Source organism: Butyrivibrio sp. FCS014, from assembly GCF_000526935.1.
GTDB lineage: Bacteria > Bacillota > Clostridia > Lachnospirales > Lachnospiraceae > Butyrivibrio.
The window spans coordinates 1-13,794 of the sequence record NZ_JAHA01000009.1 but is presented as its reverse complement, the minus strand read 5'-3'; the positions used below and the strand labels follow the sequence as shown (position 1 = coordinate 13,794).

Here is a 13,794-nt window from a genome sequence, read left to right as displayed (position 1 = left end):
TATGATAGGCGGCCATGGGTTAAAGAACCCCGATGCCCCCAAGGCTATCGCAAGACACGAGATTTTGTGCGACCTTGAGGATGTCATCAGCGCTGCGGCAAGGTGCCTTAAATCAGGAGGCAAATTCTACATGGTCCACAGGCCCTTCAGGCTGGCGGAGATCATGGTGATGATGCATGAGTATCACTTAGAGCCCAAGAGGATGCAGCTGGTGTACCCTTACGCTGACAAGGAACCAAACATGGTGCTGATCGAGGGGGCCAGAGGCGGAAGGTCGAGACTTACCGTGGAGAAAACCGCTTATTAATATATTGAGAGCGAGGGGAAAATATACTCCTGAGATCTACGATATTTAACGGGTATTGGAGTAAGGCTGGCGGCCCGGCCCGCAGGGATGTTTCAAAAGAACCCACGCACCGAAAAGGTAAGACAATATGGCAGGAAAACTGTATTTGTGCGCAAACTTCCCATTGGCAAATCTGGATGATATGACCTTCAGGTTCTTGAGACCTTGAAGGAAAGTTGACCTTATCGCCGCGGAGGATTACCAAGAAAACAGCAATAAAAGCTGGTTAAATCATTTCGATATTCATACTGAGATGACCAGCTATCACGAAGTATAATAAATATGATAAGGCAAGATGGCTCATCGAGAAGATGCTTTCGGGGACCAATGTGGCCCTGATAACCGATGCGGGGAACGCCCGGCCATATTCCGATCCCGGAGAGGTGCTGGTGGCAGAGTGCCACAAGGCAGGCATCAACCGTGACTTCTCTTTCCCGGGCCTGCGGCCTGTATCACGGCACTGACGCTGTCGGGACTTCCCACCAGAAAGGTTCTGCTTTGAGGGATTCCTTCCCTCCGGCTACTGAGGACAAGAGGGGAAGAAGGCAGATAACTGGAAGACCTTAAGGATGAGAGCAGGACAATGATAGTCTATGAAGCTCCCCATCACTTAAGGGCTGCGCTGGATGACCTGTACGAGATTCTGGGAGACAGGCGGATATCCATCTGCCGGGAACTTACCCAAGAAAATTTGAGGAAGTTACGCCTACTACCCTGAAGGACGCTATTTCTTTTTACAAGGATAATGACCCCCGGGGGCGAGTACGTGCTTGTCATTGAGGGAAAGAGCCTTTCAGGAGCAGGAAGAGGAGAAAAAGGCTTCCTGGCAGGAGATGAGCATTCAGGATCACATGAAATTCTACGAGGATCAGGGCGTGCCCCATAAAGGACGCCATGAAAAAGGTGGCAGCAGACAGAGGTGTGGGGAAAAAGAGATATCTACCAGGCGCTGCTGGACACAGAAAAAGAGGGATTGATCATGGAAGAGAAACAAGTTTTGGCAAAGAGAACCGCCCATGGGCTGGAACAGCTGGGACTGTTACGGTCCGGCTGTCAATGAGGAGCAGCTTCTCGGAAATGCAAAAATATATGGCAAAGCACCTCAAGGCTTTTGGCTGGGAGTACGTTGTGTGCGACATCCAGTGGTACGAACCCACGGCTTCTTCCCATGAGTACCACAAGTTTGCTCCATTGGAGATGGACGAGTACTCAAGGCTTATGCCTGCTGTAAACAGATTCCCGTCAGCCAAGGAGGCAAAGGATTTGGCCCCATTGCGGACAAGATACACGAGATGGGCCTTAAGTTCGGCATCCATATCATGAGGGGAATACCAAGGCAGGCGGTTCACAACAATACTGCCATCCTTGGGACAGATGCAACAGCAAGGGAAATCGCACATCCTTCATCGGTGTGCAAAATGGAACACGGATATGTACGGCGTTGACCCAAAGGCCAAGGGCGCACAGGAATACTACAACTCGATCTTCCAGCTCTACGCCAAGTGGGGAGTGGACTTTGTAAAGGTCGATGATATAGCAAGAACGGATTATACCCCGGAGGCTCCCGGAGCCGCGGTAAAAGAGCTGGAGCTTATCCGCAGGGCAATTGATAACTGCGGAAGGAGCATGGTCCTTAGTCTTTCACCGGGACCAACAAAGCTTGATGAGAAAAATTATCTTTCAGAGAACGCCAACATGTGGCGCATGACAGATGACTTCTGGGATGACTGGAAGCTTCTCTACAACATGTTCGAGACCGCCCATAAATGGGAGGGCGTAGGCACCAAGGGACACTGGCCCGACTGCGACATGCTGCCTCTTGGAAGGCTTTGCATGTGTAATGATGAGGACGGGGAAAAAGGCCACTACACCCGCTTTACAAGGGATGAGCAGAAGATCCTGATGACTCTGTGGTGCATCTTCAGATCCCCTTTGATGTTCGGCGGGGATCTTAGAGAAAATGATGAGTTTACGATGTCTCTTTTGACCAATGAAAGACTTCTTGGGATGCACAAAAAGGGCCGCAAGCCCAAGGAGATCTACAGGAAGAAGGACCTTGTGATCTGGCGCAGTAAGACCAAGGACGGAAAGATATATCTGGCCATCTTCAATATCGGGGAAAAGAGCCAGAGCCACAAGATAAAGTTTAAGGATCTGGGCCTTACGGGAACCGAGGCAAAGGCCGTTGATATCTGGAGCGGAATGAGCGGCATCGTTTAAGGACAAAGAGAGCGTTGATATGGAGCCTCACACGGTGGAATGCTATGAGATCGAGGCGCCGGAAGAACCCGAAGAAGATATATGGCAGGATTTACAGTAATTTTATAGATTTTTGTGCCCAAATTATTGTGAAACCTTTGACTTTGTAGTATAAAATAAAGTGATAGTCGAAATTTGCGGCTTCATTTCCACGTGTATCTGCGAATTATCTGGATATTTAAAATATCAGATCTTTCGTACAAAAAAATAAAGAGAAGAGAGGTTATCTAAATGGCAAACATCGATTTAACCAAGTATGGTATCACAGGTACAACCGAGATCGTTCACAACCCTGCATACGACGCACTGTATGAGGAAGAGATGAAGAAGGATCTTACCGGATATGAGAAGGGTCAGGACACAGAGCTCGGCGCTGTTAACGTTATGACCGGTATCTACACAGGACGTTCACCTAAAGATAAGTACATCGTTATGGACGAGAACTCCAAGGACACTGTATGGTGGACAACAGACGAGTACAAGAACGACAACCATCCCATGACAGAGGAAACATGGGCAAAGGTTAAAGAGATCGCTAAGAACGAGCTTTCAAACAAGAGACTGTTCGTTGTTGATGCTTTCTGCGGCGCCAACAAGGACACACGTATGGCAGTTCGTTTCATCGTAGAGGTTGCTTGGCAGGCTCACTTCATTAAGAACATGTTCATTCAGCCTACAGAGGAAGAGCTCGCAAACTTCGAGCCTGATTTTGTAGTTTACAACGCATCACTTGCTAAGGTTGATGATTATAAGGCACTTGGTCTTAACTCAGAGACCTGCGTAGCATTCAACATCACAAGCCGTGAGCAGGTTATCATCAACACATGGTACGGCGGAGAGATGAAGAAGGGTATGTTCTCAATGATGAACTATTACCTTCCTCTTAAGGGCATCGCTTCCATGCACTGCTCAGCTAACACAGATATGAACGGTGAGAACACCGCAATCTTCTTTGGTCTTTCAGGAACAGGTAAGACCACACTTTCAACAGATCCTAAGAGACTCCTCATCGGTGATGACGAGCACGGCTGGGACGACAACGGAGTATTCAACTTCGAGGGCGGCTGCTATGCTAAGGTTATCGGCCTTGATAAGGATTCTGAGCCCGATATCTACAACGCTATCAAGAGAGATGCTCTTCTTGAGAACGTAACTGTAGCAGAAGACGGCAAGATCGACTTTGATGATAAGAGCGTTACAGAGAATACTCGTGTATCTTATCCTATCAACCACATCAAGAACATCGTTCTTAACGTACATCCTACATCTTCAGGCCCTGCTGCTAAGAACGTTATCTTCCTTTCAGCTGATGCATTCGGAGTACTTCCTCCTGTATCAATCCTGACACCTGAGCAGACACAGTACTACTTCCTTTCAGGCTTCACAGCTAAGCTTGCAGGAACAGAGAGAGGCATCACAGAGCCTACACCTACATTCTCAGCTTGCTTCGGTCAGGCATTCCTTGAGCTTCATCCTACAAAGTACGGTGAGGAGCTTGTAAAGAAGATGCAGAAGTCCGGCGCTAAGGCTTACCTGGTTAACACAGGTTGGAACGGCACAGGAAAGAGAATCTCCATCAAGGATACACGTGGTATCATCGATGCTATCCTTAACGGCGATGTAAACAAGGCTGAGACCAAGAAGATTCCGATCTTCGACTTCGAAGTTCCTACATCACTTCCCGGAGTTGATCCTGCAATCCTTGATCCTCGTGACACTTATGCTGATGCTTCTGAGTGGGAAACAAAGGCTAAGGATCTTGCAGAGAGATTCATCAAGAACTTCGCTAAGTATGAAGGCAATGATGCCGGTAAGGCACTTGTTGCTGCAGGTCCCAAGCTTTAATCTTTAAAACTTAGGTATCTGACAATTAAGTAAATAATTAAGGCGCTGTGTCAGTGATGACGCAGCGCCTTTTGTATTGGCCTTATGTATCAGGTAGTATGTCTAATGCCTGATATTTTTATTTGTAACAGAGATTATCTGTTTAATTCGTGCTCCAGTGAAGCCTTAACAAATCCGGAGAAAAGAGGATGAGGTCTGTTGGGCCTTGACTTAAGCTCCGGATGAGCCTGTGTAGCCATGTGGAAGGAGTTTGAAGGAAGCTCGATCATCTCAACGATCCTTCCGTCAGGAGACATTCCGCAGAGCTTCATGCCGTTCTGAACAAGCACGTTTCTGTAGTCATTGTTGACCTCGTATCTGTGACGATGACGCTCGGTGATATTCTCTGAACCGAAGAGCTCGAAGGCCTTTGAATCCTTGTCCAGTACGCAGGGGTATGATCCGAGACGAAGGGTTCCGCCGATATCCTCCACACCGTTCTGATCGGGTAAAAGAGCTATCATCGGGTGCTGAGTGTTGGGATCAAATTCAATTGAATGGGCATCGGTGTAGCCCACAACGTTTCTTGCAAATTCAACAATGGCCAGCTGCATTCCAAGGCACAGTCCAAGGTAAGGCAGATTGTTCTCTCTGGCGTACTTGATGGCGGTGATCATTCCCTCGATACCTCTGTCGCCGAAGCCACCGGGAACCAGAAGTCCGTCTACATCTGAGAGGAACTCGGCCACATTGTCTTCCGTAACTTCCTCGGAATCGATCCACTTGATATCAACGGCAGTCTGATTGGAGATTCCGCCGTGCTTTAAAGCTTCAACTACGCTGATGTATGCGTCGTGGAGCTGTGTGTACTTACCTACAAGAGCAACTCTGACTGTGTGCTTCATGGAGTAGAGGGTGTCTACCATTGCCTTCCAGTCTGTAAGGTCGGGCTCGGGACACTCAAGCTCAAGACACTCACAGGCAACCTGAGCCAGATGCTCTTTTTCCATTGCAAGAGGAGCTTCATATAAATACTCAAGATCCAGGTTGTTGAGAACGTGACTTGCGGGAACATTACAGAAAAGAGCTATCTTGTCCTTGGTCTCCTGATCAAGCTCCAGCTCGCTTCGGCATACGATAACGTCGGGCTGAAGTCCCATTCCCTGCATGGTCTTAACCGCTGACTGAGTAGGCTTGGTCTTGATCTCCTGTGAGCAGCGAAGGTAAGGAATCAGGGAAACAAGAATGAGCATTGCATTCTCATGTCCAACCTCGTGCTGGAACTGTCTTATTGCTTCAAGGAAAGGCTGGCTCTCGATATCTCCCACGGTGCCGCCCACCTCGATGATGGCGATCCTGGTCTCATCATCGGTAAAGTTGCGGTAGAACTTGCTCTTTATCTCGTTGGTAATATGGGGGATAACCTGAACCGTGCGTCCGCCGTAGTCACCGCGGCGCTCCTTCTGAAGCACGGACCAGTAGATCTTACCTGTTGTAACGTTGGAGTTCTTGTCAAGATTCTCATCGATGAATCTCTCGTAGTGTCCAAGATCAAGATCGGTCTCGGTTCCGTCCTCGGTTACGAATACCTCTCCGTGCTGGACAGGGTTCATTGTTCCCGGATCGATATTGATGTAGGGGTCAAACTTCTGCATGGTTACCTTATAACCACGGGCTTTAAGAAGTCTGCCCAGAGATGCAGCGGTTATTCCCTTTCCAAGACCGGATACAACACCACCAGTCACAAAGATGTACTTTACAGCCATTTTTCTTTTTCCTCCATATTATAATTTATAGTTTTTTAAGATTTAGCGGGGTTTTATCATTGCAATAATGAATTGTACACGATATAATTTCTATCTATAGTGCTGAGATGTTACAATTGAAACTGATATGTGATAAAATTAATTGCCCACACCATACGCTATTATAGCATGAACGGGCATTAGGAAGTAGGAAAATATATGGATAAGACGGCGTAAATTTACTGTAGGATTCGAAAGGGTAGATTGCCCCTGTGATCAGTTCAGATGTTCAAACCTTACTCATTATAGCGCCTGGTTGGAGGACAGTTCAAGGCTGTCATTCTAATCCTTGGTCTGTAGTCAAGCAGATCAAGGATAGGTGTGCGCTCTGGCGCACTTTATTCAAAGGCAGAGGCGTCAGCCTCTGGCTTCCTTTTAGAACAGTTTCCAGATGTAGTTATGCATTCCGATGCTCATCCACTTCTTCAGCTCTGAACTAAGCTCTACCTGTATGCTATCGACATACTTTCCCCACGCCGGATGGGAATACTGTTTTTCTCTTACATGCGCTACTACAGTCTCTACTTCTTCTGCCCCAGCAGCCTTAGGCATTACTGTCTTCTGGTAACGCACAAGTTCCAGCATATCCCTTTTGTTCCATGTATAGGCACTGAGTCTTGCCATCTTATCAGCGCCTTTTCGACTCCAGCCCATTGGAGTCATGCTCATTCTTTTTGACAGGACATGACTGACATGACCTTCAGTACTACATCCAGGAATCCTCCTGTATCTAAGCCTTGTCTTGGCTGCAGACCAGTTATCAAGTATATAATCAGCGCCTTCTTGCACACGTTTCATTTCCTTGTCGTTTGAGGCATGATATTCAAGCATATCTACCACAGACAGGAAATCTTCCTTACTTCCATCCTTGATCATTTCACAGAGAAGCTTTCTGGCATCATCAGCACTATCCATCAAATGGTTTGTCATCTTTATCAGGTATTTTTTGAGGTGGAACTCGTCCATCACATATGTGATGCCACTTATCCTTTTTCCCCCAGCCTTAATCCAGGCTCCACCATCTGCTCCTAGGTATATCCTCTTTATGCTGCTTATGTCATAGTTGTTGTCAATATATGTGTAGACTTCATCCCAGAGTTCACTGTTTGCTTTGCCTTCATAAGAACCACAGAAGAAATGGGCATTAACAAGGTGATGTCTTGTACTCTTGGGAGCATCCTTTTCAATGCCCTCATGAACATAGATAAGCTTGTTTATCATTCCATTGAGTTTTCTTCCATACTGGTTGACCTGGAGATCCCCCTTTTCCTTCTGGAACTGAAGCGACACATGATCTTCATCAGCCTCTATATACAGATACTCAACCTTGCGTTTTCTGCCTCTTCTTTTCTGTTCCTTGGGGAACTCGAGAGCATGTATCTTATCCTTTACAGTCTCTTTGCTGACCTCATCAAGGATGCTTGCTGCTTGTCCACCTTTACGATAAGAGGTCTGAACGCTCTCTGATAAGAGCTGTGCTATGGCATCTTCTGACATCCTTTCATGAGGGTCAAATGAAAGCATGTCATCCAGTAGATATCTGCGTTCTCCAGTCACCTTGTTCTTAAACAGTGTCTTGGAAAACATAACCTTTCCAATTGAGGTGATAAGAGACTTCTCGTCAGTCCTTACCACTTCCCATCTTTCCTTTCTCACAGGACTGTCTTTTAATATCTGGTTGCAGGTTGTAAGGGTTTCAGAAATGTAATCCAACGCCATCTGAAGCGCTTCATTCCTGACCTTGTATATGAAACCTGCAAAGTCTCTCGGATCCTCTGAAAAATCTTTTGATGCCTTCTGAAGATTTGGTACTCCATTCTCAATAAAATGCTGTATACTATTTAACACAAGGGGACTCCTCCGTTTGGTTATTTTGGCTTGGACACCGTAAATAACTATATCACGAAGGAAATCCCCTTTTTCAATTAATCCTACAAAAACTTTACGCTAGCTATGGATAATAATCAAAATCAGAGAAATAATAATCCCATGGGCGGGAATAACGGTGGTTCCCCCAGGAAGCAGAACATAATCCTTCTCTTGGTGGCGGCTCTTGTTACCATGATATGCATGACATATTTCCTCAGAGCTTTTTCCGAGAACACCAACAGAGAGATTACCTACACCGAATTTATCACCATGGTGGACAACGGAGAGATCGAGAGAGTTGTCATCGAGGACGACCGCATCGACATCTATCCCAAGGAGACCAAGGAAGAGGATCAGCTGGGGGTTGGCTACTACTATTTTGCCGGCGCCACCACAGTGACCTATTACACAGGAAAGGCTGAGGAGGACAGCGTTCTCACCCAGAGGATGTTAGAGCACGGAGTTGAGGTGAGCAGCGAGGTTCCCGACAGTTCGGGAGCGATCCTTTCCTTTATAATGTATTACATTGCACCTATCCTTCTTATGTGGCTTCTTTTGTCCCTGATCTTCAGAAGAATGGGACGAGGCGGCGGACCCTTGAGCGTTGGCAAGAGCAATGCCAAGGTTTACGTTCAGAAGGAGACCGGAGTTACCTTCAAGGACGTAGCAGGTGAGGATGAGGCAAAAGAGTCTCTGGTGGAAGTTGTAGACTTCCTTCACAATCCCAGTAAGTACGCCAAGATCGGAGCTAAGCTCCCCAAGGGTGCACTTCTTGTGGGACCTCCCGGAACAGGTAAGACGCTTCTTGCCAAGGCCGTTGCAGGTGAGGCTCACGTTCCTTTCTATTCACTGGCAGGTTCAGACTTCATTGAGCTGTATGTTGGTGTAGGTGCCAGCCGTGTGAGAGATCTTTTCAGCGAAGCAAGTAAGAATGCGCCCTGTATTATTTTCATAGATGAGATAGATGCCATCGGACGAAGCCGTGACAGCAAGTACGGCGGAGGCAACGAGGAGAGAGAGCAGACACTTAACCAGCTCCTTTCCGAGATGGATGGATTCGATTCATCCAAGGGTGTACTTATCCTTGGAGCTACCAACAGACCTGAGATCCTGGATAAGGCGCTTCTTCGTCCCGGACGTTTTGACAGACGTATCATCGTGGACAAGCCCGATCTTAAGGGAAGAGAGGAGATCCTCAAGGTTCATTCCAAGGACGTTAAGATGGATGAGACCGTTGATCTTAAGGGAATTGCCCTTGCAACCAGCGGTGCTGTCGGATCAGACCTTGCCAACATGATCAACGAGGCTGCCATCAATGCGGTTAAGGCTCACAGAGAGTATGTATGCCAGCAGGATCTTATGGAAGCCGTTGAGCAGGTTCTTGTAGGTAAAGAGAAGAAGGACAGGATCCTCAGCAAAGAGGAGAGGAAGATCGTTTCCTACCACGAGGTTGGACACGCACTTATCAGCGCTGTTCAGAAGAACACAGAGCCCGTACAGAAGATCACTATTGTTCCCAGAACCATGGGAGCTCTCGGATATGTTATGCAGGTGCCTGAGGATGAGAAATATCTTCAGACCAAGGATGAGCTTATTGACGACATCATCGTTTCTCTTGGCGGAAGAGCGGCTGAAGAAGTTATCTTCAACACCGTTACAACAGGAGCCGAGAACGATATCGAGAAGGCTACAAACATGGCCCGCAGCATGATAACCATGTTCGGTATGAGCGACAAGTTCGGTCTCATGCAGCTGGAGTCAGTACAGAACAGATACCTTGACGGAAACAGAGTCCTCAACTGCAGTGATCAGACAGCTGCCGAGGTTGACGAAGAAGTCAAGAAGCTCCTTGCGGAGTGTTATGACAAGGCTAAGCAGATAATCAGGGATCACCTTGATGCAATGGACAAGATTGCCCAGTTCCTTATTGAGAAAGAGACCATCACCGGTAAGGAATTCATGAAGATCTACCGTGAGGTTGAGAATATTCCCGAGCCTACAGAAGAGGAGCAGGAGGCTGCCAAGAAGGGCAGAATCTACGCAACAAGAGCGGAGTCAGCGCTCGTTGGTGAGAATGTTCCCATCAAGTCCAAGGAAGAGCCTAAAGTGGAACCCGAGGACAACAATAATGACGGGCTGGCGTTCCGGGAAGCGATTAAGGAGAGCAGCAACCAGTATGAAGCTCCGGAAGAGGAGAAGGCACAGGACCCTCAGACAGAGGATGTGGAGGCAGGTACTTCACCCGATCCTTCACAAATCCAGACAGGAAGCGTGTTTTCCCATGTTCCCGAGGATTTTGACAAAAAAGATTAAAAAGTATTTTATGCAGGCTGTTACCAAAAAAAGCGGTAACAGCCTGCTTTTTTGTTACTTGCGAAACTATATTTCGATAAGAAGTAGTATGGTTAAAAATTTGTTGCGTAATTAACAATCATCAAATATAATCTAAATGTTGTTCATAAAAATTTAATAAATTATTTACCACAAGGGGAAATGAGGGGCTCCGCGCGGTAGGTAAGCAAGTACTCAATGTTAGTTGGGAGTAGTAGTCATTGTGAAGCCAGCCTAATGTTAAGTCTCGTATGCTCAAGAGACTTATCCCGGTACTTCTTGTCCCTGTGGTTCTTAGCAGCAATTTTGCCGCTATCAGCGTATCTGCGGACGAAGAGACCGTAATCGAAGCAATTTCACAAAACGAAACAATTGAAAATGAGACAAATCACTGTCAAATCTACAGTAAAAATGGAGGATAATATGTTTCAGTTTAAACGTATATTGGAGCTTGTAGTATTTACCTGGCTCTTTGTTTGGTTTGTTTATAAGCTCATAGCAAGAAAGCCGCTTATGCCCTTGTCTTCAGTAAAACCCAGCTTCAGAGATTGGTATGAGCCTCGTCTTAAGGTGGTGGATACTATCCTAAAGCTGATCGTAGGGCCGGTTATAGCAATTTGCGCATGGACTTATGTCCTTCCATTTACATTGGACATTCCGGATATGATAACCGGAAACTATCAGTACGTTGAAGGAACTGTTCTATCAAAGCAATATGACTCACGATATGCAAACAGACTCATTAAAGTAGAAGATGAAGACACCGGAGAAACTGTTACCATATCCTGTGATTACAACAAGGCGAATAAGGGTGATTATATAAAGATCAAGTATCTTAAGCACACAAAAGAAGGCGTGGTTGTAGAACACAAAAAGAAGTAATTATGCAACAATGGTACTTAGCCGCCTTCGTGGTGGAAAAAGATATTACAAATACAGCACAATAAATATATTGCAGAAATAGTCGGCCTTGAGCTCCTTGCTCACTGCCGGCTTTTCTTTTTATGGCTCTTTCGCGTGCCAAAGAGAACCGTCCCCCATTGGCGCTGTGAGAACCGTCCCCCATTGGCTCCCATTGGCTCTTAAGGACTTGTCACTTTACCCATGTGACAAAGTTAAATATGTATGAATTGATTAATAAACTGTACACCAATAAAATAAACTTAAATCAATTGAATGCATTCGGATTATCTGTAACCTTCTTGCGGCAGACGTGCCAAAAGAAAACGTTTATTAAGTTGGAAGGGGTATCCAAATGAAAGAAAAGATTCAAAGTTTTGGACGATTCCTAAGTGGAATGGTCATGCCGAATATCGGCGCATTTATAGCATGGGGGCTTTTGACAGCATTGTTCATCGATACCGGCTGGCTCCCTAACGCACAGCTTAGTTCAATAGTCGGACCGATGCTCACATATGTTCTTCCGATTCTCATCGCTTACCAGGGTGGTAAGATGGTTGGCGGACCCAGAGGAGCAGTTATGGGTGCCATCATGACAATCGGTGGTTATCTGCGGAACAGAGTACACAATGTTCATGGGAGCAATGATCGCAGGACCTCTTGCAGGCTGGGTCATCAAGAAATTTGACAAGGCAGTTGAGGGTAAGATCCCTTCAGGATTCGAGATGCTTGTAAACAACTTCTCAGTTGGTATCCTTGGTCTTCTCCTTGCAATCCTTGGCTACTATGTAATCGGACCCTTCATGGGCGGCGTACTTGCTTTCCTTAACGCCGGAGTTGCAGTACTTGTTAACAACAACATTCTGCCTCTCGTTTCAGTATTCGTTGAGCCTGCTAAGGTTCTTTTCCTTAATAACGCTATCAACCACGGTATCTTCACTCCTCTTGGAGCAGAGCAGGTTGCTTTCAGCCGGCAAGTCAATCTTCTACATGATCGAGACAAACCCCGGCGCAGGTACAGGTGTGCTTCTTGCATACTGGCTGTTCTCTAAGGATAAGGTTACAAAGGATTCCGCACCCGGAGCACTTATCGTTCATCTCCTTGGCGGTATCCACGAGATCTACTTCCCTTATGTACTTATGAACCCCCTGCTTCTTCTTGCAACAATCGGCGGAAGCGTAGCAGCTATGATCTTCAACACACTGTTCAAGCTTGGCCTTGCCGGTCCTCCTTCACCCGGATCAATCATCGCCTATGTTGGAATGGCACCTAAGGGATCAACCTTCATGGTTCTTCTCTCAGCAGTAGTTGCAGCAGCTGTATCCTTCGTTATTGCAGCTCCTATCGTTAGACTTTCTAACGGCAAGCAGTCTCTTGCAGACTCCACCGAGAAGATGAAAGAGATGAAGGCTGAGGCTAAGGGCGTTGCTGTAAGCGAAGTTAAGACAGCAGCAGACAACCTTACAGCAGTAGCTGCAGAAGATGTTAAGAAGATCGTTTTCGCTTGCGACGCAGGAATGGGATCTTCAGCAATGGGAGCTACAGTTCTCAGAAAGAAACTTACAGATGTTGGCAGAACTGATATCGAAGTACAGCATGCGTCTGTATCAGAGATACCTGCAGATGCTCAGATAGTTGTAACACACCAGGAAGCTTTCAGCAAGAGCCAGAAAGAGTGCACCTAACGCAAGACTGATCACCATCAGCAACTTCATGGCTGCACCTGAGTATGATTCTCTTGCACAGGAGCTGAAGCTTTAATACGGAGTTTTTATGGAACTTACACCACGCATAAGACAGAATCATATTGTATTTGCTTGGCGCAGAGCAGCCGGCCACGGATCAGGAAGTGGCTGATGCTCTGGGTGTAAGTAAGCGCACCATTTTAAGGGAAGCGGACTACAATCGCTTCCATCCTGAAACAGTATGATCTTACCCTGGTTCGGAAAAAGGGAGAGGGCAGCCAGATTGAAGGGGATGCCGACAACAAGGCCCGCCTCATGAGTGCTGTCAAAGCCCGCAAGGATGAGATCGTATCAGATAAGGAGAAGAGAAGGAATCTTCTGAAGCTGGAGCTTCTAAGAAACAGGGAGCCCCAAAAGCTCTTTTACTACAGTGACATGTTCGGCGTAAGTGAAGCTACCATCAGTACCGATCTTGAAGCCATAAACGATTGGGTACAGGAGTGTCACCTTAGTATCATAAGAAAGCCCGGCTTCGGAATTGCTCTCTCCGGCAGCGAAAAGAGCTATCGAACAGCCATGCAGCGCTTTGTTACCGAGAACATGAACAATCGCGGGGACAGCGAGCTGGCAGACAATTTTACACCCTCATGAACGAGGCCATCCTCTCTGAGGTGGAAACAGTTCTCGAGGAAGTGGAGGAACCGTATCTGCGTCTTTTGACCAATGATGCCTACATGGGCCTGCTGGTACATCTGGCGGTGGCCGTGGAGAGGA

Annotated in this window: 11 protein-coding genes and 2 pseudogenes; 11 read left to right on the top strand and 2 right to left on the bottom strand. The window is 46.8% G+C overall.

Features of this window, described 5'->3' with window-relative positions:
* The 5 genes and pseudogenes from T456_RS22800 to pckA all read left to right on the top strand — a co-directional run.
* Positions 1-356: pseudogene (locus tag T456_RS22800) on the top strand (tRNA1(Val) (adenine(37)-N6)-methyltransferase); the annotation flags it as partial.
* Positions 357-434: 78 nt separating this feature from the next.
* Positions 435-1,301 (top strand): annotated as a pseudogene (gene rsmI / locus T456_RS24335) (16S rRNA (cytidine(1402)-2'-O)-methyltransferase); the annotation flags it as partial.
* Positions 1,302-1,423: 122 nt separating this feature from the next.
* Complete coding sequence (locus tag T456_RS23110) at positions 1,424-1,669, top strand: hypothetical protein (protein WP_242835929.1); 246 nt, start codon at positions 1,424-1,426, stop codon at positions 1,667-1,669.
* Positions 1,670-1,777: 108 nt separating this feature from the next.
* Positions 1,778-2,566, top strand: a complete 789-nt coding sequence (locus T456_RS23105) for a glycoside hydrolase family 27 protein (protein WP_242835927.1) — start codon at positions 1,778-1,780, stop codon at positions 2,564-2,566.
* Between the two features lie 270 nt (positions 2,567-2,836).
* Positions 2,837-4,450 (top strand): phosphoenolpyruvate carboxykinase (ATP), encoded by a 1,614-nt coding sequence (gene pckA, locus T456_RS0110845; protein WP_024866157.1) that lies wholly within the window; start codon positions 2,837-2,839, stop codon positions 4,448-4,450.
* Between the two features lie 134 nt (positions 4,451-4,584).
* Here the strand turns inward: pckA and T456_RS0110840 are convergent, their stop codons facing one another.
* Both T456_RS0110840 and T456_RS0110835 read right to left on the bottom strand, forming a co-directional pair.
* Positions 4,585-6,195, bottom strand: a complete 1,611-nt coding sequence (locus T456_RS0110840; RefSeq protein WP_024866158.1) for a CTP synthase — start codon at positions 6,193-6,195, stop codon at positions 4,585-4,587.
* Between the two features lie 414 nt (positions 6,196-6,609).
* Entirely contained in the window at positions 6,610-8,082 is a 1,473-nt protein-coding gene (locus T456_RS0110835) for an ISLre2 family transposase (protein ID WP_024864352.1), read from the bottom strand.
* A 105-nt stretch (positions 8,083-8,187) separates the two neighbouring features.
* Between T456_RS0110835 and ftsH the strand changes: the two genes are divergently transcribed.
* The 6 genes from ftsH to T456_RS0110815 all read left to right on the top strand — a co-directional run bounded on the left by ftsH (position 8,188) and on the right by T456_RS0110815 (position 13,671).
* The gene (ftsH, locus tag T456_RS0110830; RefSeq protein WP_024866159.1) at positions 8,188-10,416 is read left to right on the top strand and encodes an ATP-dependent zinc metalloprotease FtsH; all 2,229 of its coding nucleotides are present in this window, start codon (positions 8,188-8,190) and stop codon (positions 10,414-10,416) included.
* 441 nt (positions 10,417-10,857) lie between these two features.
* A complete protein-coding gene (locus T456_RS0110825) occupies positions 10,858-11,316 on the top strand; it encodes a hypothetical protein (RefSeq protein WP_024866161.1) in 459 nt (152 codons plus the stop codon).
* A gap of 373 nt (positions 11,317-11,689) precedes the next feature.
* Positions 11,690-12,022, top strand: coding sequence for a PTS transporter subunit EIIC (locus T456_RS23695; protein ID WP_330369732.1), 333 nt, complete (start codon positions 11,690-11,692; stop codon positions 12,020-12,022).
* Positions 11,970-12,386, top strand: coding sequence for a PTS transporter subunit EIIC (locus tag T456_RS23690; protein WP_330369731.1), 417 nt, complete (start codon positions 11,970-11,972; stop codon positions 12,384-12,386). Before T456_RS23695 ends, T456_RS23690 begins: the two co-directional genes overlap by 53 nt.
* The gene (locus T456_RS23685) at positions 12,295-13,020 is read left to right on the top strand and encodes a hypothetical protein (RefSeq protein ID WP_330369730.1); all 726 of its coding nucleotides are present in this window, start codon (positions 12,295-12,297) and stop codon (positions 13,018-13,020) included. Before T456_RS23690 ends, T456_RS23685 begins: the two co-directional genes overlap by 92 nt.
* A 315-nt stretch (positions 13,021-13,335) precedes the next feature.
* Positions 13,336-13,671: a helix-turn-helix domain-containing protein gene (locus T456_RS0110815; RefSeq protein ID WP_024866165.1), complete on the top strand. Its 336-nt coding sequence runs from the start codon at positions 13,336-13,338 to the stop codon at positions 13,669-13,671.
* The last annotated feature ends 123 nt before the right edge of the window (positions 13,672-13,794 follow it).